Source organism: Shewanella insulae, assembly GCF_009831655.1.
GTDB lineage: Bacteria > Pseudomonadota > Gammaproteobacteria > Enterobacterales > Shewanellaceae > Shewanella > Shewanella insulae.
Genome location: NZ_WRPA01000002.1, coordinates 240,544 through 261,407, shown reverse-complemented (window position 1 = coordinate 261,407; position 20,864 = coordinate 240,544). Strand labels below are relative to the sequence as shown.

The following is a 20,864-nucleotide window of genomic DNA, read 5'->3' as shown; positions in this document are numbered from 1 at the left end:
TGATGAGCTTGCCCACATAAATCAAAGGCCAAAGCAGTCGTTAGGAGAGCCTAAAAATGAGCTTAAGGGATAAATTGGACGCCTATTTGCGTCTGGCGAGGATGGATAGACCCATAGGCACCTTCCTGTTGCTATGGCCATGCCTAATGGCGCTGGTGCTGGCCGCCGGTGGCATGCCGGATCTTAAGGTGTTGATCATCTTCGTGATCGGTGTGGTGGTGATGCGTGCCTGTGGCTGCATCATCAACGACTATGCCGATCGTAAGTTGGACTCACATGTGGAGCGCACCAAGAGTCGTCCCCTGGCCAGCGGTGAGGTGACGGTCAAAGAGGCACTTATCCTGTTTGTGGTGATGGGCCTGCTGGCCTTCGCCCTGGTGCTGATGCTCAACCCACTGGTGGTTCAGCTCTCCTTCGTCGGTATCATACTGACCATCATCTATCCCTTTACCAAACGTTTCACCAACATGCCGCAGATGTTCCTCGGCGTGGTGTGGAGTTGGTCGATTCCTATGGCCTACGCGGCGCAGCTAGGCACAGTGCCGACGGAAGCCTGGTGGCTGTTTGCCGCCAATTGGTGCTGGACCGTGGCCTACGACACCATGTATGCCATGGTAGACAGAGACGATGACCTCAAGGTGGGTATCAAGTCGACGGCGATTTTGTTTGGCCGCTTAGATCGTCAGATCATCGGCCTGTTTCAACTGGCCGCCCTCGGCTGTTTCGTCATGGCCGGTCTCAGCGCCGATCGCGGCCTGGTCTTCGCCCTGGGGATCCTCACCTTCATAGGTTTCGGTCTCTATCAGCAGAAGTTGATCTTCGATCGTGAACGCGCCCCCTGCCTACAGGCCTTCCTAAATAACAATTGGGCTGGTATGACGCTATTTGTCGCCCTGGGCGCCGATTACCTGATCTAAAGCGGACGCCTTCGATAAGCAGCCATGGTTAGCTACCATGGCTTTTTTATGTCTGTTCACCCCTGTCCCAGCCTAACTTTTAGCTGTTGGGTGAGTCGCTCATGGAGGAAACAAAAAAGCCAGTTATTTGTAACTGGCTTTTTATGTCATGGGAGGATGAAGCTTACTTGCTGTCGGCTTCCTTCAGCCACTGGGCGGCGCGCTTGGCGAAGTAGGTCAGGATGCCGTCGGCACCGGCGCGCTTGAAGCACAGCAGTGACTCCATCACGATTGCCTTCTCGGCCAACCAGCCATTCTCTATGGCTGCCATGTGCATGGCGTACTCACCGCTCACCTGATAGGCGAAGGTCGGCACGGCCAGCTCTGTCTTGACGCGGTTGACGATATCCAGGTATGGCATGCCTGGCTTAACCATTACCATGTCGGCGCCTTCCTGGATATCCAGGGCCACCTCGTGCAGTGCTTCGTCGCTGTTGGCGGGATCCATCTGGTAGCTGTGCTTGTTGCCACCCTTGAGGTTGCCGGCAGAGCCGACCGCATCGCGGAATGGGCCATAGTAGTTAGAAGAGTACTTGGCCGAATACGCCATGATCTGGGTGTTCACGTGACCCGCCTCTTCCAGCGCCTGACGAATGGCACCGATACGGCCGTCCATCATGTCTGAGGGCGCCACTATATCGGCACCGGCTTCTGCGTGAGACAGGGCCTGCTTCACCAGGATCTCTGTGGTGATGTCGTTCAGGATATAGCCGTCTTCGTCAATGATGCCGTCTTGACCATGGGTGGTGAAGGGATCCAGCGCTACGTCTGTCATCACCCCAAGCTGTGGGAAGGCTTCTTTCAGGGCGCGAACCGCACGCTGAGCCAGGGCGTCGGCATTGTAGGCCTCTTCGGCCATCAGGGTCTTCTTCTCGGCTGGGGTCACAGGGAACAGCGCCACCAGTGGGATCCCCAGCTTGACGAGTTCTTCTGCTTCCTTGAGCAATAGATCGATTGAGTAGCGCTCGACACCTGGCATTGAAGCGACCTGCTCAGTACGGTTATTACCTTCGAGCACGAACATAGGGTAGATCAAGTCGTTTACCGACAGCTGGTTCTCGGCCATCAGACGGCGACTAAAATCGTGTTTACGCATGCGGCGCATTCTGCGCTGAGGGAAAGCACTGGTAATGATGTTCACATTCGACTCCTAATTTAGGGTTGTTTGCTTTATTGGGCTACACATTTCACTTTCATCCGTGGATGGAGCATAGCCACTAAGTCGTTAACTTTATTCTTCGAGTTCGGGCGAATAGACGCAAACGCGATTTCGGCCCTCATGCTTGGCACGATAGAGTGCCTTGTCTGCCTGGTCGACCAGCTGTTGAATGTGCTGATCATCGACGATCACTTCGGCGCAGACCCCGATACTGATGGTGAGCGGAATAGCCTGTTCTCCCCAGGCCAGTGGTAACTGGCAGATTGTGCTGCGCATCAGTTCAGCTACCTGCTGCGCCCCGTCTGGGGAGGTGTTGGGCAGTATCATAGCAAACTCTTCCCCACCGAAACGTGATACCAGATCACTTGGGCGTCTTAATTTTGCCTTTAACGCCTGGGCTATGGTCTTGAGTGCCTGATCTCCGGCCAGGTGGCCATAGGTATCGTTGATCGCCTTAAACCTGTCTATATCTATCATAAGGACCGCCAGCGGTGTCTGCTGACGACGACTCAGGCGGCCCTCTGCCTGTAGGCGTTTCTCGAAGGTGGCGCGGTTTTTCACGCCAGTGAGACTATCGACCGTGTTTTGCTCGGTAAGTTTCTGGTTGGCTTCATTTAATTCTCGAAGTGCGATCTCCAGCTCTAAAGTACGCTCTTGCACCATCTGCTCCAGGCGTTCGTTGCTGTCGGCCTCGACCTTGAGCGCCTCTTCACGTGCCTGACGGATCCGCTGTGCCTGTAGCAAGGCCTCCTGCTGGATCTTGAGCTTGGCCTTACGTTCGTCGTTATAGCGTATTGCCAGTACAGCGGCCATGAAGACGATTTCGAAACTCAGACCGACCATGATAGGCGTCTGGTGCATGATGGGCAGGTAGATGACCCCCAGATACATCATGGCGGTGATAAAGGAGCCGATCAGCATACCCGACCAAGCCAGGGTGTAGAGCCTGGCCAGCTTATGGCCTCGCAGGCTCAGCAGCAGGGCGATGAGCATCAGCATGCTGGTGGTGATCAGCACCGCGACTATATTGACCTTGAGGGCCACCGAATAGTTTAAAAATGGCGTGACTAAGGTGAGAAACAGTCCGGTGGCGGCGCTGTAGCGGCAGAGCCTCAGCATCTTGAGGTTGTGATACTTTAGCTGCAGCACCTTCTCGGAAAACATCAGCACGAAGGTGAGGGCGATCGGGATCAGTATGGGGATCATGATCGCCTGCAGTATGGGCCAATTGGGCCAGAGGTAGCGAAACGACAGGCCATGCAGGCTGGCCACCAAGAGGGTGACAGACAATACATAACCAGAGTAGTAGCTGTAACTGTAGGAGCGCGAGGTGAGCGCGATAAACAGGCTAAACAGGCCGATAGCCATCAGGGCGCCCAGCTGGAATCCCTGGTAGAGGGATTGTGTCTCCGTGGCCTTGACTATGTGATCGGGCGACAGCAGGGAGAGGGGCAGGTTGGCGCTCCCCTCGGTATCGATTCGAATATAGAAGGTGTGTACCACCTCGGGAGGCAGTTCGAAACGATAGAGGAAATCGTTGTTGATAATGGGGCGCTGTCGAAAGGGGTAACTGTCGCCCATCTCCAAGTGCACAGTCGGTTTACCGGCTTGCAGATGGTACAGGTCTATCTTATTCAGGTGCGGGTTACCCAGCTGAAGATAGCGCCGCATCTGGGTATCTGTGGCGTTATAGAGGCTGATCTTGACCCAGAAAGGCTTTACCCCCAGATGCTGGTTAAATTCCGGGGTCAATCGCTGCCAGTGGCTGGAGCTTAGCTTGCTGACCTGCTCCAGGCTGGTCAGCGAATCATCTTGCACATAATAGAGCCAGGAGGCGAGCTCGATAGACTGGTTTTTATTGACCGCCAGCAGCGACTTCCCTTGGCTAAAGCCGGGGAAGCTCAGGGTGATCAGCAGTAACAACAGCTTAAAGGGGCTCATAGTCCGCTTCTAGGCCGAAGAAGGCGCAGCTGTTGTGATAGGCCTGACGGGCAAAGGCCTCCTCAGTTTCGCCCCTGAGCTGGGCGATGACCCGGCTGATGTAGGGCAGGTATTGCGGCTTGTTCTTGCTCGATTTCGGCTTGGGTCGCATGCTGCGAGGCAGCAGATAGGGACTGTCGGTTTCTATCATGATGCGCTCGGCGGGAATGTCGACCACCAACTCGGCCAGCTCTTGGCCACGGCGCTCGTCGCACACCCAGCCAGTGATCCCTAAGTGCAAATCTAACTCTATGTAGCGCTCCAGGCTGGCACGATTGCCGGTAAAGCAGTGCAGCAGGGCGCCCTTAAGTTGTGGACGATAGCGCTGCAGTATGGCGGCAAAGTCCTCATGGGCATCGCGCTCATGCATCAGCACCGGCATCTCAAGCTCGACGGCCAGAGCCAGTTGGGCCTCGAAGGCCTCGCGCTGTTTTGGCCGGGGCGAGAAGTCGCGGTTATAGTCGAGGCCGCACTCGCCGATGGCGACGACGCCGGTTTGTTTTGCAAGTTGTGTGAGTCGTTCACGGCTGCCGGCATCCCACTCGCTGGCGTGATGGGGATGCACCCCCGCCGTGGTGTAGAGGGCGTTTGGGTAACGGGCGACGCAGTCGATTGCCTGCTGGCTCTCGTCTAGGCTGGAGCCAATAACAATGAGCGGCGATACCCCTTGGGCCGCCGCATCATTGATTAGCGTGTCACACTCTTGTTCTAACGGGCTGCCAACCAGGTTGACAGCTATGTCTATGTAACTGGGCATTAGTCGATGCGTTTTACCCTGATGGTGGCGTTAGTATCCTCTTTACCCAGCAGGAAAGAGCCAAGGGCGCCCTTCTCTATGTAGACCTTTTCCCCGGTTTTGAGTTTATAACGACGAGAATCGTTCTGTTTCCATACCTGGCCGTTGTCGAAGGTGATGGTCAGTGCGCCGTGTGGATTCTTCCTTATCGATACAACCGTTAGGTTGATCTTGTCGAGCTCTGCTTTTTCTTCTTTATAGACCTTACCGAAGCTGGCCTCTGCAGCGGCCGGAGTGCTGGCCACGACGGCGGCGGCCTGTGGTGCCGGCTTAGGTTGTGGCGCTGGAGCGGGTTTAGATACTGGTGCCACATGGCTGCTGGCCTGAGGCTTGTTACCAACCTTGGCCGCCAGCTTGTCGTAGCAGATCAGCCTGTCTAGCTTGTCTTGTTTGGCCGCACACTGGCTGAGTTGCTGCTCGATACCGGCAGAGGCGTTGAGTGAAAAGAGTAGAGTGGAGAGAGCTATCCAGCCGGTCGGGGCCGCAAAACGTAAGCGCATATAGAGTTCCTTTTTATTATGGAGAGTTCGCGGCGAGACAGTTAGAGAGGGGAAATAATAACGACAAGCTATCCGTGGCCGAATAGCTTGAAGTAAGATTCTGTTCTATTACTCAGCGTTGTCTTGCTCGGAGAGCTCGTCTTCGTCAGAGTCCTTTTTACTGTAGAAACGCGCGGCAATCAATCCCCCCTCAAACAATATCAGCATAGGAACGGCCAACATGGTTTGCGAGATGATATCTGGCGGCGTTAACAGCATACCGATCACGAACGCGCCGACAACTATGTAGGGACGCTTGGCTCGCAGATCTTCTACCGTGGTGACGCCGGCCCAGCAGAGCAAGATCACGGCAATCGGGATCTCGAAGGCAAGTCCGAAGGCGAAGAACAGCTTGAGCACGAAGCTCAGGTAGCTGCTGATATCGGTCGCCACCTGTACCCCTTCGGGAGCCACGCTGGTGAAGAAGCCGAATACCACGGGAAACACTATGTAGTAGGTGAAGGCGATACCCAGATAGAAGAGTAGGGTGCTGCTAGCCAGTAGTGGCACCATCAAACGCTTCTCATGCTTGTAGAGGCCTGGCGCGATAAAGGACCAGATCTGGTACAAGACATAGGGAATAGCGATAAAAAACGCCAGAATCAGCGTTAGTTTAAAGGGAGCAAAGAAGGGCGCGGCCACATCGGTCGCAATCATACTACTGGACTCGGGTAGCGCCTGCATGAGCGGCGTGGCCATGTAGTGATAGATATCGTTTGCCCAGTACACCAGACAGATAAAGACCAGAAGGACACTGCCAATGGCTTTGAGCAACTTGTTGCGTAACTCGAGCAAGTGGCTTATTAACGGCTGCTGTTGCGACATGAACTACCCGTCAGATTTTTCGGTTGAATTGCTGGCCTTGGCTGTCGTGGTCTCTGCAGGTTTCGCCTCGCTGGCGGCATTGTCGCTGCCACTGGCAATATCTTCTACCTTATAGGGACGATTAACAGATTGGGCTGCTTCTTTTAATTGATCGATTGAATCCTGTAACTCGGGCGAGAGATTCTTCAGACCCTGGTTTTCCGCCTTCTTGAGATCGGCGTGCAGCTGCTCAATCTTAAGCTCCTGCTCCAGCTCATCTTTTACCGAGTTAGCCATGCGTTTCATGGCACGAATCCAGCCTGTAATTGAGCGTACCGCGACCGGTAGTCTTTCGGGGCCGAGTACGACCAGCCCCAAAATACCAATCAACAGCAGCTCCATAAAGCCGATACCGTCGAACATAAGGAGTTACGCCTGTTCTTTATCCTTGGACTCAGTCTTTTTTTCTTCAGTCTGAGCAGTTTTTTCTGCATTTGCGTCTTCGATAGCCTTCTTCTCTTCTTCAGAAGACATGGCATTCTTGAAGCCTTTAACAGCACCGCCGAGGTCACCACCTAGAGAGCGCAATTTCTTAGTTCCGAAAAGCAAAACAACGATTAAAGCAATGATAAGAAGTTGCCAAATACTGATGCCACCCATGTAACTTTCCTCTTGATGTAATACTGGTCCTATTATGACCCTTTGGTTATTTAGTGCTAGCTAAAATTTGCGATTCTTTGGTCTAGATCGCCATCCGAGTAACCAGAAGGTTGCGCCGATGCCGATACAAGCATAAGAGGCCCATAGTGTAGCGTTTTGAGAAAACAAAATACTGCCACAGATCACTAAAACTGCTGATGTGATCAAAAGGTAGTTGCTTTTATGGGCTTTTTGCTGCTGCTTCAGGTAGCGATCCAGCAGCTGATTCTGGCTATTGACGAAATTTTTACCCATTTTCAGGTTGTCATAGACAAGTTCAGGCAGCTCAGGCAACTTGTCTGTCCAGTAGGGGAACTGTTTCTTGATCTTCTTCGCCATGCCCATGGGGCCCATCTGCTCGGCCATCCAGCTCTCCAGGAAGGGCTTGGCCGTCTGCCAGAGATCCAGCTGAGGGTAGAGCTGACGTCCCAGTCCTTCGATATAGAGCAGGGTCTTCTCCAGCAGCACTAGCTGAGGCTGTACCACCATGTCGAAACGGCGGGCGGTGCGAAACAGCTCCAGCAGCACATGGCCGAAGGAGATCTCATCCAGCGGCTTGTTAAACATGGGTTCGCACACCACCTTTATCGCCTGCTCGAAGGCCACCAAGTCGGTGTCGGCCGCTACCCAGCCCGACTCGATATAGAGCTGGGCGATGCGGGTATAGTCGCGGTTGAAGAAGGCCAGGAAGTTCTCTGCCAGATAGCGTTTATCCTGCTCTGTGAGAGTGCCCATGATGCCGCAGTCTAGCCCTATGTAGAAGGGATCTTCCGGATGCTCTGTGCTGACAAAGATGTTGCCGGGATGCATGTCGGCATGGAAGAAATTGTCGCGAAACACCTGGGTAAAGAAGAGCTCGACGCCACGCTCGGCCAGCAGCTTGAGGTTGGTGCCCTGGGCTTCCAGAGCGGCCCTGTCCGACACCGGCACGCCATAGATGCGTTCCATGACAATCAGGCGGGTAAAGCAAAATTCTTCATACATCTTAGGGATGTAGAGGGCGCCCGAATCGATGAAGTTGTTTCTGAGCTTGATGGCGTTGAGCGCCTCGAGCTTGAGGTTGAGCTCGCCTTCAATGGTGGTGCGGTAGTCTTCCACCACCTCGGCGGGGCGCAGGCGGTTGCCGTGGCCCAGTAGGGTCTCCAGCACCTGGGCACTCTGGGTCATCAATTGCAGATCCGCGTGGACCTTCTCTTCCACATTGGGTCTGAGCACCTTGAGCACCACCTCTTCGCCGTTAGACTTGAGGGTGGCGGTATGCACCTGAGAGATAGAAGCAGAGGCCAGCGGCGTGTCGTCGAAGTTGTCGAAATAGGTCTCTATGGGGGCGCCGAGCTCTGTCTCTATCTGGGTGCGGGCGATGGCGCTGTCGAAGGGGGGCACCCTGTCTTGCAGCATGGCCAGCTCTTCGGCCCACTCGTCGCTGAGAAGGTCCCGGCGGGTCGACAGCATCTGACCAAACTTGATGTAGACGGGGCCCAGCTCCTGCATCGCCAGCTTGAGACGCTCGCCGCCTACCTTGTCTTTATGTTGGTTGGTTAACCAGAATAAGCTCCAGCGCAGCAGCCTGAAATACCAGGGTTTGAGCTTAGCGGGGATAAGATCATCCAGACCATATTGAAGCACCGTCTTTACGACTTGGTATGCGCGCCGCATGCTTTTGATTGTCATCTGTTGCTGTTTGCCTTGTTTATGAGTCGCTCAATCCGTTGGCTTAAGGCGTCGGTATCGGCCTTAAGTTGTTCGATTCTATCACTAAAATGAACAAGTTCTATCTTATGTGGGCTCAGGCGATACTCTTCTGTGGTCAGCTGGCCCATATGATCCCAGCTCTTGTTCAGCACCTGAGTCAGCTGTTGTTTCAGCTGCTTGGCGCCCTCGGTGAGCAGATGGGTTGGCGCATCGCCTATGTAGCGCGACAGGGGCTCGGCAAAGTCGAACTCCACCTGCTGCAAGAAGTGGCTAAAGCTCTGTAGCAGGTTGAGATCCCCTTCCAGGGTGAGCTTGTCTTGCTTGATCAGCTCGGTAAGGTTGGCGCCCTCGGTCAGCTTATAGAGGGTGGTCATATCGGCATAAACCTTGGTCGTCACCTCGCCGTCATATTGGCTAAAGACTTGAATCTCTTTGGCAAACAGCAGGTAGATGGGCCAGCCCAGTTGACTGAGTTCGAGACAGAGTACTCGCCCCTGCAGGTTGTGGAGTTTGGCGTAGGCGCCGGGAGACTGCTGAGTTACTTTTTTGAGTGCGGTTTCGAGGGCCGCACAGATCAGCAATGCAATTTCACGTTTCATGCGTTACCTAAGACCTGTGAATCGTTGGCTGCTGGGCTCGTCATTAAATGATGACGGCGCAAAGGTGACGCTATTCTACACTAAACTGGCGGTAAAAGGGCTAAGGATAAAGCTAATTTATTCAGTAGGATTTGGGGTGTGTGGGCAAGGAAGAGCTAGCAAACAAAAAGGCCCCGACTGTGCGGGGCCTCTTTCGAAATAAGAATTGATATTCAAACCAATATTAGAACTTGTAACCCTTGTGCAGGGCGACGATACCGTCTGTCATATTGGTGTATTCCACCTGCTCGAATCCGGCATCTACCATCATTCCTTTAAGGGTTTCCTGATCCGGATGCATACGGATAGATTCGGCCAGATACTCATAGCTGCCGGCATCCTGGGTGATGATATCGCCCATCTTAGGCAGTATCTTGAAGCTGTAAAGATCGTAGACCTTACGCATCAGGTCGTGCTGTGGCTTAGAGAATTCGAGGATCAGCAGCTTGCCGCCTGGCTTAAGCACGCGCAGCATAGAGCGGATCGCCGCATCCTTGTCTGTTACGTTACGCAGTCCGAAGGCGATGGTGATGATATCGAAGTGGTTGTCAGGGAATGGCAGTGCCTCGGCGTTCGCCTGCACATAGTTGACGTTACCCACTACGCCACGGTTACGCAGCTTCTCGCGGCCCACCTTCAGCATGGAATCGTTGATGTCGGCCAGGGTCACCTGACCTGTGTTGCCCACGATATGGGAAAACTTGGCGGTAAGGTCGCCTGTGCCGCCGGCGAGATCCAGTACCTTCATGCCCGGACGCGCACCCGCACTCTCTATGGTAAAACGCTTCCACAGACGGTGAATACCAAAGGACATGACATCGTTCATGATGTCGTATTTGGCGGCGACCGAGTGAAATACGTCGGCCACTAGGTCTGCCTTCTTCTCAGCTTCGACCGTTTTATATCCAAAATGGGTACTGTTTGAGCTGCCCTCTGACATTACTGGCTTCCTGTTTATTGCTGCTGTTAACCGCGAGTGTAAGTGATTGACTCGGTTTGCTGAATCATTGGTCTATCACTCTGTGATCGATGTAAATAATCCGCGCACAATTAATTGAAAAATGCGTGATAGCGCAGAGTTTAAACTAGAGTTTCAAAAACGAGGAGCGCATTACAGCATAATATTAGCAATATGCCAAATGCGCCGATTGGCTTATCCCAGGGGATGCTGTGCCTGTCGCCCCTGAATAAAAGCGTAGATCAGCTCGGCTATGCTCTGACCCGTCTCCCGGCGACCGGCCTCGACACCCGCCACGTGACAGCTGGGGGCCGCCTCGGCCAGATGCAGGTAGGCGGCCGGGGTCTTGCTGGCGACTTGATTCACATAATAGAGGGCGTCCAGCAGGGGAATACCCGCCGCCGTCGAGGCGCTGCTGGGCATGTTAGTGATGGCATCGAGATCCAGTTCCAGCGCCACCGGCAGATCGCTGGCGTTGAGATCCTCAACTATCGTCTTCAGTGCCAGCTCCAGGCTGATCTCGCGTCTCACCCAGATGGCCTGCAGCGTGTGCCACTTGCCGCCGAAGGCACTCAGCTGCTCCAGGGTCTGCTGACTGTTTTTCAGCTCGTGCAGTCCCAGCACATGGTAGTGACCCAGGGCGCCGCTGGCGGCGGCGTAGCTAAAGCCATTGCCGCTGTGGCGGCCCTCGCGCGGGCGAAAGTCAGAGTGGGGATCCAGGTTGACCGCGGCTACGGGGCGGCCAGCTACCTTCTTGGTGGCCATCAAGAGGCCATAGGCGTTGTTATGCCCGCCGCCAATCACAATTGGCTCCAGGCCTGCCGCCATGATCTCGCCGACTATCTCTATCACCCGCTCATCTAGCCTGTCGACATTCTCCCTTAAGATCTTTGCGCTGCTGCCCTCTGGCAGCTGTAGATCGTCAGTGGCAATTTGCCCCAGCACCATGCAGTGGTTACCGTCGAGAAACTGGTTCGACTGGAAGTTACAAAACTGCGCCATGGCGGCCTCGAAACCATCGACGGCGCCGCCGCGTCCCAGATTGGCCCTGGGGCCGATATCTTCGCCTATCCCAAGGATGACGAAGCGCACGCCGTCGGCCTTAGCCTTTGCCAGCTGCTCACTCAGTGGCGCCTTGCCCTCATAACAGTGCAGGGTCTGGCCTATCTTGGTTTCGCCCTCGCGCTCGGCGACAAAGTCCTGGCAGCGCTCGGCGGTAAATGGAATTAGGGTTTGCATTATGGGTTCTGTTTTTTGTTGTTGATGCAAAGGTGGGGTAATTTTAATGGATAAAATTTAGAAAAGTTTGATTTTTTTGTGGGCTGCACAAATTTCAGTTTTTTGGATTAGATTTTGGGGGATTCGGCTTGAGCAACTGGTGATGGGATTCGAATGTTAGCCCGTGGCGGCATAGGTGTTGGATGGATGTTTGAAGGTCGCACCTTCATGGCAACCTATCACCTGCGGTGGGTGCAGTATAAGGATATACCAATGTCGTGATCACATGGATGTGAAAGAACGACCTTATGTGCAAACACTATTTTGGCTCGGTGAGTGAAGCGCAGCTTCAAGCTAACGAACGAGAGGCATGGATGCCGAACTGGCCTTTAAACAGGGAGGTTGTTCGTGAACATCCATGTGGGCTCTGCGAAATCATCCCTGATTTCGAAGGCCAAAATCGTGTTTACACTGGGTATCTAACGTCTCTTCGATTTGGCCTTACTTAGATGGCATTGAGACAAGTTATTCTTTTTAATAAAAAACGCGCGGAAATGTGACTGAACATGTTGATTGCTGCCTGATCAATAGCTTAATGTGTAACCAATCAAGGACAGAGCTAGGTGAACTCGAATCAAACATCGACTACGTTATTCAGGGAAGGAAAAGCCAACCACCATGCGCCAACAAACGACCTCAAAAGTCTACACTGACCCCATTTATTTACATGCTTGGTCTCCTACCTTACAAGGTAGCGTACCTTGCAAGGTCTCACTAATAAGCTGTTAAGGCACACTAATTATCAACTGAGGAGTACTAATTGAAGATCGTATCAGTTTTTAACAACAAAGGTGGTGTAGGTAAATCTACCCTAAGCTTTCACTTAGCTTGTGCTTTGTCAGAGATGGGGAAGAAAACGTTAATGATTGACCTCGATCCTCAATCTAATTTGACTCTACAGTGCATTTCTCCTGAGAAATTGGAAGAGCTTTGGACAGAGGAAGAACCTTACATTGAGGATTTCCAAGCTGCCTTGGAAGAATCAGGTGAATCCTTTGAAAAATTCGTCGAGAAACCAAGATCAATTCATTGTTTACTTAAGCCAATTGAAGATGGTGTATTTGAGTCATTTAGCTTGGGAAGCGTCTATGAAATCAATAATAATTTAGGGTTGATTCCCGGTCGATTAAGCCTTCACTCTTATGAAGATAAAATATCAAAATCTTGGAGTGATGCATTTCTAGGCGACCCTCAAGCTCTAAGAGTAATAACAAGCATTAGAAATATTTGCCTAGAAGCAGGAGATAAATATGGCTATGAGTACGTAATAATTGATACATCTCCGAGCCTGGGAATTTTAAACAGAATTCTCATATCGATGTCTACTGGCTTCTTTGTGCCGTGTATGCCCGACATGTTCTCAACATTCGGTATTACAAATATTGGCCAAGCGCTTAAAATCTGGAAAAATCAATTTGAAACGATGTATAGCCTGCTACCTGACAAAAAGCGAGCTGTATTTCCAAAGAGCTTTGTAAAGTTTCTCGGCTTCACCATCTACAATGCTAAGAAGTATACTGGCCAGAATGAGCTTGATCTTGCGGCGGCACATTATTCATACGTAAATCGATTGCCAAGCTCAATAAAAACACATATACCTGCAGAATGTTATGATCACTTAGGCGAAGAAGTTATAGGTTCACCTATAGGCTATAAGTCTGTTATGCACTCGCATAATACCCTTCCTTCAATGGCGCAGAAATATAGAGTGCCTATCTGGGACGTCCCAAATCAAACAAATTTACTCGCTGAAGATAGGCCTACTATATCGGGTAATCGTGAGATGTATTTCGAAAAAAGGGCCCTCTATCACTCCTTTGCAGAGGATCTTCTAACTAGATTAGAGGGGTTAGAGGATTAATGGAACAGGAGATTAAAGAAAGATACAAAGATGTTCTCGAAGTCTATGATCAGAATTTTGACTCTCTTGAATTATTCTACAAGACTGTGAGGAGCTTTTTCGAGGCTCGATCACTAAAAGGTGTTGTGCATTCAATTCGTCATAGGTTAAAAGACGTCGATCACCTCATTGAAAAGGTTGAACGAAAAAACCAGGAAGATAAGCAAAAGCCCGAAGCAGAACAACTAGGCCCAATTAATGGGGATAATTTGTTCGGTCGAGTAACAGACATGGCGGGCGTTCGAGTTCTTCACCTACATCAAGAACAATTTGAAACTATCCATAAAGAGATAATGAAAAAAATCAATGACGGTGATTTCTGCTTATTCGAAGATCCAAAGGCGTACACTTGGGATCCAGATTCTGATAGATTCTTTAAATCTCTTGGTATAAGAACTCAACAAAAAGACAGCTTCTATACGAGTATCCACTACGTTCTAAAGCCAAACGAAAGAAGTCCTATAACATGCGAGGTTCAAGTTCGGACTCTATTAGAAGAGGTGTGGGGGGAAATAGATCATACAATGAACTATCCCACGCCTGTAGAAGATGAACAATGTAAAGAGAACATAAGGGTATTGGCTCGATTAGTCAGTGCAGGGAGTCACCTAGCGGATTCAATCATGCGGAGATATGGCAGGCCTTAACAAGGCGCTGCTGTCGGACATATTTGCTGCTGTGCTCCAAATTCGCCCCAGAGCACGGCGTTAGCACATAAAAACATTAATCTGAAGCTCACATATATAGTTCTATAGTTCTAACTCATTTTTGTCCAAAAATGTAATGGGGTTTGGATATCCAGTGAGGTTAAATCCAAGAGATAGATAACCCAGTGTAGATGCTGCTGAGGGTATCGAAAACAGGGATGTTTTCGTTAAGCGGTCAGGGATGACGTATAGCGTCCCGAGGCAGTAGCTGCACATAAGCGAGCCGCAGGCTATTAATTGCAATGAAGGTTCGACTTCATACACTCTGACCGGAATCCACCAAGCCAAATGCAAAATGTTTAAAAAGAGCCTGCATGCCTTGGCAGTACCTGTACATAAGGTCGTTCCTTCACCTCCATTTGATCACGACATTGGTGCATCCTTGCACTGCACCTGCCGCAGGCAATTGATACACCATAAAGCTATGGTTTAAAGCTCTCTCTTAAACATCAAGCTAGTTTGAGGCAAAATAGATAACGCTGTTCTTTACTGGCCGAAGGTATTTCGACATAACTATTGATTATAGTGAGAGAAGGGTGGCCATCGATAGGCCACAAAAAAGGACGACTCATGGTCGTCCTTTTTGCTTCCTGACTAGGGCTAACTGGCTAGCCTAAACAGCCTAGCCAAAATCATCATGCCATTTCGGGCATCAGCTTAATCGATATCTAGAGGCTCGGGTGACAGGATGATGCCTGTGTTGTCGGCGTAGACATGGTCGGCTGGCAGGAAGGTGACGCCGCCGAAGTTAACTGGGATCTCCAGTTCGCCCACGCCATGGCCGTCTGCGCCCACAGGGATAGAGGCCAGGGCCTGGATGCCTATGTCGAGATCTTCCAGTGCGTCGACATCGCGCACCGAACCATAAACGATAATGCCTTCCCAGTTGTTTGCCACGGCGATCTCGGCGATGCTGGCGTCGACCAAGGCGCGACGCAGGGATCCGCCACCGTCGATCAGCAGTACCTTGCCTTCACCATCCTGTTGCAGTACTTCAGCGATTAATCCATTGTCTTCGAAGCATTTAATGGTGCTAATTGAACCGCCGAAAGAGCTACAACCACCGTAATTACTGAACATGGGTTCAACAACATCGACCACATCAATGTAAGTGTCACAAAGTTCTGAGGTGTTGTATTCCATAAGTCATACTCCTGTAGAGAGGCATTTTACTGGGATAAATCAGCAATATATTGTTACCAGCCAGTATATAAGGGATTCTTAAAAAGAAAAGCGTTATAACTCACGCTATTGGTGATAATAGCGGCGTTTGGCTAACTTGTTGTAATCTTTCTTCTGTTGCTTTCTTATTGTGCAAAAAACATGACCAAGGTCATTAAATAACGTATTTTAATTACAAGCTGAGGCTAAATTTGTTAGCATGTAGGCAGTCAACGATTAACTTAACTTTAACTTGCTTTAGGGGCACGGATCCCCCAGTTAGCTTATGGATGGCAGAGGGCCTTAAGAAGGTGCCTTATGGAAGCTTCAAACACAATTGAACTAATTGGCTATTCCGCCTCAGTAATGGTGGCTATCTCTTTGATGATGAAAGATATAGTTTGGCTAAGATGTCTTAACTTTACCGGTTGTGCACTGTTTGTGATCTACGGGATCTACATCTCGGCCTGGCCGGTTGCCGGCATGAATGCCTTTGTCGCCTGTATTAACGTCTATCACCTAGTGAAGCTGTTCCGCGCCAAGACTCAGGTGGGTAAAACTGCCGAGGCCTAGTTGCTGCAGACCTTTGCTGTCATAAATATTTAGGCTGGATGTCACCTAGGCGTCATAGCGAGTTTTTAGGCTCCTGATCATATCACTTGATCCGGAGCCTTTTATGTTTCAGACCTTAGCTAAGTTAGATCGCCAGGCCTTTGCCGCGATCAACGCCTGTGGCGTGGCTTACCGTCTAAACCCTAAGGCCAAAGCCATCTCGGCAACGGGCGATGGGCCTTATTATCTCTACCTGAGTGTCCTCTTGTTGCTGCTCGATGAGCGGGGAGAGCTGCTGTTTAACACTGCGCTGGCCGCCTTCATCATAGAGCTCCCCCTCTATCTGGTACTGAAAAACAGCATTCGACGCACACGTCCCTGCCATCAGTCTCTGCCCGGCGGCAATAGCCTGATGCTGACCTTCGAGCCGTCAGACAAGTTCAGCCTGCCATCGGGTCACACGGCCGCAGCATTCGTCATGGCCAGTGCCATCGCCTGGTGTTATCCCACCTTCACCTGGTTGGCCTTCGGCTGGGCCGGGGCTATCGGTGTTTCGCGTATCATCTTGGGCGTGCATTACCCGCTGGATATTCTGGCTGGTGCCCTTCTGGGGATGACGAGTTGCTACCTGGTGTTACCTCTCGTCGGTCAATAAATCACTAGCAGGAGTCAGCACAAACATGCGTATTCTTTACGGCGTGCAAGGCACAGGGAATGGCCATCTTAGTCGTGCCAGAATCATGGCGAAAGCCCTTAAAAATCAGCGAGTCGATGTCGATTTCTTCTTTTCCGGTCGTGACAGTCAGCGTTATTTCGACATGCAGTGCTTCGGCGAGTATCGTGCTAAGCCTGGGTTAACCTTCGCGACGCAAAATGGCTGCGTCAGCATCGCCAAGACGGCGCTACAGAACTCCTTAAGTGCCCTGGTGAAAGACGTTCGCGGCCTGGATCTCAGTGGTTACGATCTGGTGCTTAACGACTATGAGCCCGTCTCTGCCTGGGCGGCACGCATTCAAGGGGTGCCCTCCATCGGGGTGAGCCATCAGGCGGCGCTGCAGTACGATGTGCCTAAGGTGGGTAACGGCTGGTTTAATCAGATGCTGCTCAACTACTTTGCCCCGGTCGATCGGTCGCTTGGCTGCCATTGGCATCATTTCGGTTTTCCCCTGCTGCCGCCCTTCGTGGAGGTGGGTGAGGCGGTGGCCTATAACTCTCACGATATTCTCGTGTACCTGCCGTTCGAATCGCCCGAGGATATCAATAATCTGCTCAAGGAATTCGGTGAGTATCGTTTCCACGTATTTCATGGTTCGGGCGCGCCTAAGGACTGCGCCGATAACCTGATCTGGTCTGGCTTTAGCCGCGAGGGCTTCAAGGCCAGGTTGGCCCAGTGTGGCGGCGTGATCGCCAGCGCCGGTTTCGAGTTGGCGAGCGAGGCATTGACCCTGGGTAAGAAGTTGCTGGTGAAGCCGCTGCACGGCCAGTTCGAGCAGCTCTCTAATGTGGCGGCGCTGGAGCTGCTGGGCGCGGCCGAGAGCATGAAGTGGCTCGACCCCGCGGCAGTCAAGCGTTGGCTGCGGGCCTCCAGGCCTGAGCCTATCGCCTATCCCCAGGTGGGGGATGCCCTAGTAAGCTGGCTAAAGCAGGGTAACTGGCATCAGGGAGAACAGTTGTGCCAGGAGCTGTGGCAACAGGTGGAGCTGCCGGAATCATGGCGTAAGAAAAGTCCTTAATGTTTGATTTTTTAGGATGTTAACTCATTTTTTAAGGTGAGATATGCGGATCTCTGACTATACTCATTGAGTCGGACATTCATGGGACAAGGACACCGCATGCTGGGTCTCACCTTAGCTAAACCCAAACGCCTCACCATACGCTTTACCGTGGTGGGCATCTTTATCATTGCTACTCTGTTTACCGCCTCGGTGGCCATTGGCCTGCAATACTATTTCAGCCAGCGCCTGGCCACGGAGGCCAGTCTTAAGCTCTATAACCAGAGCGCTGACAGCACAGGCAGTTACCTGAACCAACTCGATAATCAGGCGATCAACACCACTAAGTTGGTGGCCAACTTCGAGGGCTTGTATACGCCCATGGGGCTGAGCCAGGAGGCTAAGCAGGTGTTCAGCCAGGCGATGCGTTCGGCCAGGTTTATCTATGCCATCTATCTCGGTAGTCCAGATGGGGATCTGTTTGAGCTGGTGAATCTTGATGCCCACCCCATAGTGAGGAGTCAGCTCAAGGCCTCCCTGGAAGATCGCTGGGTGATCATCAGTATTCAGGGTAAGGGGCAGGAGCGTATCCGTGCCTTCCACTATCTGGATGCCGACTTTAAGCAGAGGGCGAGTAGGATGGAGCCCACAGATTATGACGCCAGCATCCGTCCCTGGTTTATCGATGCGCGACCCGACAAGGTGTTTAAGACAGAGCCCTATCTGTTTCAAAACCTGCAGGCGCCGGGCATCACCTATTCCATCCGTCTGCCCAATAGTGACGCCGTGCTGGCGGTAGATGTTGCCCTGTCGAGCCTGGATGACTACTTGGCGCAGCTGGGTAGGGGGGATGCTCAGGAGGGGCGCGAGGTCTATGTCTACCGGGCCAGCGGCGCCCTGGTGGCCTCTAATCACCAACAGGTTAATCAGGCGGAACTCCCCACGCCTAAGCCCCTCAGCCTGACCCCAGAGGAGCAGGCGCTGGTGGCCAATACCCCACCACTCATCGCCTCCAACGAGACCGACTGGCCGCCCATAGATTTTGCCGTGGCCGGGCTTCCCATGGGCTACAGCATAGATGTGCTCAACCTGGTGGCCGAGATGACCGGCCTGACCATCAACTACAACAATGGTTTCACCTGGCCTGAGTTTGTCGATAAGTTCAGGTCGCGGGAGATCAACCTGCTACATTCTGTGCTCAATAGCGAGGCCAATCAGTCGCTTGGGGTCTTTAGTCAGCCCTTTCTGAGCATGCCCTTCGCCGCAGTGACCGGGCCGGGAGAGGCGCCGATTAAGCATGTGGGCCAGCTGGCGGGTAAGCGAGTGGCGATTCCCAGGGGCTGGTCGATCATCCCTATCATCAGGCAGCATTTTCCCGAGGTTGAGGTGGTCGAGGTATCGTCGACCCGAGGGATACTCCAGGCGGTGAAGGAGGGGCGGGCGTTTGCGGCAATCGACAACAGCATAGTGCTGCATTACACGGCGCGGCAGTATTTTATCGACGACCTGCAGTTTCACGAGGATCTGGACTATGCCCCCATAGACATCCACGCCGGGTTGAGCATAGTGATGCATCCGGAAAACGCCGACCTCATCGCACTGATCGACAAGGCCATAGCCCATATCAGCCCTGAGCAGATTAAGGCACTACGCAACAAGTGGTTTGCAGAGGGACAACAGGTGGCACCCGCCAACGTGCAGGGTACCGTGCCCTACAAGGCACTGATAGATATCGCCGCAGATCCTACCAGGCAGAAGCAGCTAGTCGCCATCTCACTCAATGGCGAGCCCAGTTTCGTCTATGTCTCGCCACTGGGCAGTAGCGCGGCCGAGCAGGAGTATTTTGCCATACTGGTGCCTCAGGAGATGTTGCTGGCATCGAGCCTGGACAAGGTGAAGAAGTCGATCGCCATCACTGGCCTGTGTCTGTTGCTGGCACTGCCGTTTTCCTGGTTGTTTGCTTCTCCCATTATCTCGCCGATAAAGCTGTTGGCGCTGGAAAACCTCAAGGTGAAGTTTCGCCGCTATGATGAGGTGACCAGGGTAGATTCCTACATCAAGGAGATCGATGAGCTGGCGATCTCCCTGGTGGATATGTCTGAGTCTATTCGTCAGCACGAGCAGGACCACAAGGCCTTGATGGATGCCTTCATCAAGCTGATCGCTCAGGCGATCGATGATAAGTCACCCTACACAGCCGGTCACTGTAACCGGGTGCCCGAGCTGGGACTGATGCTGGCCGAATATGCCGCCCAGTCGGATCTGCCCGCCTTTGAGGCATTTCGCTTCAAGAACGCCGACGAGCACAGGGAGTTTCGCATCGCCGCCTGGCTCCATGACTGTGGCAAGATCACCACCCCTGAGCATATCGTCGACAAGGGCAGCAAGCTGGAGCTGATCTACAACCGTATCCACGAGGTGCGGATGCGCTTCGAGGTGCTCTGGCGTGACGCCGAGATCCACTGTCTCAAGCAGTGCCAGGAGCATCCCGAGCGAGAGGCCGAGTATACTGAAGAACTGAGACGGCGCCATGAGCAGCTGACTGAGGATTTCGCCTTCATCGCCGGGGCCAACGTGGGCGGCGAGTTTATGGAGCAGGCCGATATCGACAGGCTCAAGACCCTGTCGGCAATCACCTGGCAGCGCCACTTCGACGATCGCCTCGGCCTGTCGCCGGTGGAGGAGCTTAACTATCCCGAATTTACTTCTGATGTCAGCCTGCCGGTGACCGAGCCGCTGCTGGCAGATAAGCCACAGCATGTGATAGCCCGCCACAGGCCTGAGGTGTTCGATCCTAAGTTTGGCATCAAGATGAATGTGCCCGAGGCGCTCTATAATCAGGGGGAGATCTATAACCTCAGCATCTCCCGCGGCACCCTGACCGACGAGGACAGGTTTAAGATTAATCAGCATATTACCAGTACCATCAAGATGCTGGAGAACCTGCCCTTCCCGCCAGAACTGGCCCGTGTGCCCCGTTACGCCTCCACTCATCACGAGACGCTGAAGGGAACCGGCTACCCGAGGAAGCTCACCGGCGAGGACCTGTCTATCCCCGAGCGCATCCTGGTGCTGGCGGATATCTTCGAGGCGCTTACCGCCGCCGACAGGCCCTACAAGAAGGCCAAGCCCCTGAGCGTCGCCATCGATATCCTGCATAAGATGGTGCTGGACCAGCACGTGGATGGCGAGGTGTTTAAGCTGTTCCTCTCCAGCGGCATCTATCTGGAGTACGCCGAGCGTTATCTTGCGCCGCAGCAGATAGACGAGGTGGATATCGACAAGTACCTGGCGGCCTAACTTGGCATCGAATGTGGGCTTGAGAGTATGATT

At 52.6% G+C, this 20,864-nt stretch carries 19 protein-coding genes; 7 read left to right on the top strand and 12 right to left on the bottom strand.

Annotated features, from left to right (window positions below):
* The first annotated feature begins 56 nt into the window (after positions 1–56).
* The gene (ubiA, locus tag GNT65_RS04105) at positions 57–917 is read left to right on the top strand and encodes a 4-hydroxybenzoate octaprenyltransferase (protein ID WP_160793835.1); all 861 of its coding nucleotides are present in this window, start codon (positions 57–59) and stop codon (positions 915–917) included.
* A 163-nt stretch (positions 918–1,080) separates the two neighbouring features.
* Here ubiA and hemB read toward each other — a convergent pair whose 3' ends face one another.
* The 11 genes from hemB to GNT65_RS04050 all read right to left on the bottom strand — a co-directional run bounded on the left by hemB (position 1,081) and on the right by GNT65_RS04050 (position 11,460).
* Positions 1,081–2,097 carry a porphobilinogen synthase gene (hemB, locus tag GNT65_RS04100; protein WP_160793834.1) on the bottom strand — a complete coding sequence of 339 codons (1,017 nt, stop codon included), beginning with the start codon at positions 2,095–2,097 and terminating at the stop codon, positions 1,081–1,083.
* Between the two features lie 90 nt (positions 2,098–2,187).
* Positions 2,188–4,056 (bottom strand): sensor domain-containing diguanylate cyclase, encoded by a 1,869-nt coding sequence (locus tag GNT65_RS04095; RefSeq protein WP_160793833.1) that lies wholly within the window; start codon positions 4,054–4,056, stop codon positions 2,188–2,190.
* On the bottom strand, positions 4,043–4,852 hold the full coding sequence (locus GNT65_RS04090; RefSeq protein ID WP_160793832.1) for a TatD family hydrolase: 810 nt from the start codon (positions 4,850–4,852) through the stop codon (positions 4,043–4,045). Before GNT65_RS04090 ends, GNT65_RS04095 begins: the two co-directional genes overlap by 14 nt.
* On the bottom strand, positions 4,852–5,391 hold the full coding sequence (locus tag GNT65_RS04085) for a hypothetical protein (protein WP_160793831.1): 540 nt from the start codon (positions 5,389–5,391) through the stop codon (positions 4,852–4,854). The genes GNT65_RS04090 and GNT65_RS04085 overlap by 1 nt, the downstream gene beginning before the upstream one ends.
* Before the next feature lie 108 nt (positions 5,392–5,499).
* On the bottom strand, positions 5,500–6,255 hold the full coding sequence (gene tatC, locus GNT65_RS04080; protein ID WP_160793830.1) for a twin-arginine translocase subunit TatC: 756 nt from the start codon (positions 6,253–6,255) through the stop codon (positions 5,500–5,502).
* A gap of 3 nt (positions 6,256–6,258) precedes the next feature.
* Positions 6,259–6,657 carry a Sec-independent protein translocase protein TatB gene (gene tatB, locus GNT65_RS04075; protein WP_160793829.1) on the bottom strand — a complete coding sequence of 133 codons (399 nt, stop codon included), beginning with the start codon at positions 6,655–6,657 and terminating at the stop codon, positions 6,259–6,261.
* A 6-nt stretch (positions 6,658–6,663) separates the two neighbouring features.
* Positions 6,664–6,894, bottom strand: a complete 231-nt coding sequence (gene tatA / locus GNT65_RS04070; RefSeq protein WP_160793828.1) for a Sec-independent protein translocase subunit TatA — start codon at positions 6,892–6,894, stop codon at positions 6,664–6,666.
* A 60-nt stretch (positions 6,895–6,954) separates the two neighbouring features.
* Positions 6,955–8,604 (bottom strand): ubiquinone biosynthesis regulatory protein kinase UbiB, encoded by a 1,650-nt coding sequence (gene ubiB / locus GNT65_RS04065; protein ID WP_160793827.1) that lies wholly within the window; start codon positions 8,602–8,604, stop codon positions 6,955–6,957.
* On the bottom strand, positions 8,601–9,224 hold the full coding sequence (locus tag GNT65_RS04060; protein ID WP_160793826.1) for a ubiquinone biosynthesis accessory factor UbiJ: 624 nt from the start codon (positions 9,222–9,224) through the stop codon (positions 8,601–8,603). The genes ubiB and GNT65_RS04060 overlap by 4 nt, the downstream gene beginning before the upstream one ends.
* A 223-nt stretch (positions 9,225–9,447) precedes the next feature.
* Positions 9,448–10,203: a bifunctional demethylmenaquinone methyltransferase/2-methoxy-6-polyprenyl-1,4-benzoquinol methylase UbiE gene (ubiE, locus tag GNT65_RS04055; RefSeq protein ID WP_160793825.1), complete on the bottom strand. Its 756-nt coding sequence runs from the start codon at positions 10,201–10,203 to the stop codon at positions 9,448–9,450.
* 213 nt (positions 10,204–10,416) lie between these two features.
* Positions 10,417–11,460: a formimidoylglutamase gene (locus tag GNT65_RS04050; RefSeq protein WP_160793824.1), complete on the bottom strand. Its 1,044-nt coding sequence runs from the start codon at positions 11,458–11,460 to the stop codon at positions 10,417–10,419.
* 799 nt (positions 11,461–12,259) lie between these two features.
* Here GNT65_RS04050 and GNT65_RS04045 point away from each other — a divergent pair.
* Both GNT65_RS04045 and GNT65_RS04040 read left to right on the top strand, forming a co-directional pair.
* Entirely contained in the window at positions 12,260–13,360 is a 1,101-nt protein-coding gene (locus GNT65_RS04045; protein ID WP_160793823.1) for a ParA family protein, read from the top strand.
* Positions 13,360–14,046, top strand: a complete 687-nt coding sequence (locus GNT65_RS04040) for a RelA/SpoT domain-containing protein (RefSeq protein WP_160793822.1) — start codon at positions 13,360–13,362, stop codon at positions 14,044–14,046. The genes GNT65_RS04045 and GNT65_RS04040 overlap by 1 nt, the downstream gene beginning before the upstream one ends.
* Before the next feature lie 717 nt (positions 14,047–14,763).
* Here the strand turns inward: GNT65_RS04040 and rraA are convergent.
* Positions 14,764–15,249 carry a ribonuclease E activity regulator RraA gene (gene rraA, locus GNT65_RS04035; RefSeq protein ID WP_160793821.1) on the bottom strand — a complete coding sequence of 162 codons (486 nt, stop codon included), beginning with the start codon at positions 15,247–15,249 and terminating at the stop codon, positions 14,764–14,766.
* Positions 15,250–15,585: 336 nt separating this feature from the next.
* Between rraA and GNT65_RS04030 the strand changes: the two genes are divergently transcribed.
* The 4 genes from GNT65_RS04030 to GNT65_RS04015 all read left to right on the top strand — a co-directional run bounded on the left by GNT65_RS04030 (position 15,586) and on the right by GNT65_RS04015 (position 20,831).
* Positions 15,586–15,840, top strand: a complete 255-nt coding sequence (locus GNT65_RS04030; protein ID WP_011867165.1) for a YgjV family protein — start codon at positions 15,586–15,588, stop codon at positions 15,838–15,840.
* A gap of 103 nt (positions 15,841–15,943) precedes the next feature.
* A complete protein-coding gene (locus GNT65_RS04025; protein WP_160793820.1) occupies positions 15,944–16,474 on the top strand; it encodes a phosphatase PAP2 family protein in 531 nt (176 codons plus the stop codon).
* Positions 16,475–16,499: 25 nt separating this feature from the next.
* The gene (locus GNT65_RS04020; RefSeq protein WP_160793819.1) at positions 16,500–17,552 is read left to right on the top strand and encodes an MJ1255/VC2487 family glycosyltransferase; all 1,053 of its coding nucleotides are present in this window, start codon (positions 16,500–16,502) and stop codon (positions 17,550–17,552) included.
* A gap of 81 nt (positions 17,553–17,633) precedes the next feature.
* The gene (locus tag GNT65_RS04015; protein WP_160793818.1) at positions 17,634–20,831 is read left to right on the top strand and encodes an HD domain-containing phosphohydrolase; all 3,198 of its coding nucleotides are present in this window, start codon (positions 17,634–17,636) and stop codon (positions 20,829–20,831) included.
* Positions 20,832–20,864 lie beyond the last annotated feature (33 nt).

Coding starts and splice junctions, on each gene's coding strand:
- ubiA (WP_160793835.1), top strand. CDS start 57: ATGAGCTTAAGGGATAAATTGGACGCCTATTTGCGTCTGGCGAGGATG.
- GNT65_RS04095 (WP_160793833.1), bottom strand. CDS start 4,056: ATGAGCCCCTTTAAGCTGTTGTTACTGCTGATCACCCTGAGCTTCCCC.
- GNT65_RS04090 (WP_160793832.1), bottom strand. CDS start 4,852: ATGCCCAGTTACATAGACATAGCTGTCAACCTGGTTGGCAGCCCGTTA.
- GNT65_RS04085 (WP_160793831.1), bottom strand. CDS start 5,391: ATGCGCTTACGTTTTGCGGCCCCGACCGGCTGGATAGCTCTCTCCACT.
- tatC (WP_160793830.1), bottom strand. CDS start 6,255: ATGTCGCAACAGCAGCCGTTAATAAGCCACTTGCTCGAGTTACGCAAC.
- tatB (WP_160793829.1), bottom strand. CDS start 6,657: ATGTTCGACGGTATCGGCTTTATGGAGCTGCTGTTGATTGGTATTTTG.
- tatA (WP_160793828.1), bottom strand. CDS start 6,894: ATGGGTGGCATCAGTATTTGGCAACTTCTTATCATTGCTTTAATCGTT.
- ubiB (WP_160793827.1), bottom strand. CDS start 8,604: ATGACAATCAAAAGCATGCGGCGCGCATACCAAGTCGTAAAGACGGTG.
- GNT65_RS04060 (WP_160793826.1), bottom strand. CDS start 9,224: ATGAAACGTGAAATTGCATTGCTGATCTGTGCGGCCCTCGAAACCGCA.
- ubiE (WP_160793825.1), bottom strand. CDS start 10,203: ATGTCAGAGGGCAGCTCAAACAGTACCCATTTTGGATATAAAACGGTC.
- GNT65_RS04050 (WP_160793824.1), bottom strand. CDS start 11,460: ATGCAAACCCTAATTCCATTTACCGCCGAGCGCTGCCAGGACTTTGTC.
- GNT65_RS04040 (WP_160793822.1), top strand. CDS start 13,360: ATGGAACAGGAGATTAAAGAAAGATACAAAGATGTTCTCGAAGTCTAT.
- rraA (WP_160793821.1), bottom strand. CDS start 15,249: ATGGAATACAACACCTCAGAACTTTGTGACACTTACATTGATGTGGTC.
- GNT65_RS04030 (WP_011867165.1), top strand. CDS start 15,586: ATGGAAGCTTCAAACACAATTGAACTAATTGGCTATTCCGCCTCAGTA.
- GNT65_RS04025 (WP_160793820.1), top strand. CDS start 15,944: ATGTTTCAGACCTTAGCTAAGTTAGATCGCCAGGCCTTTGCCGCGATC.
- GNT65_RS04020 (WP_160793819.1), top strand. CDS start 16,500: ATGCGTATTCTTTACGGCGTGCAAGGCACAGGGAATGGCCATCTTAGT.
- GNT65_RS04015 (WP_160793818.1), top strand. CDS start 17,634: ATGGGACAAGGACACCGCATGCTGGGTCTCACCTTAGCTAAACCCAAA.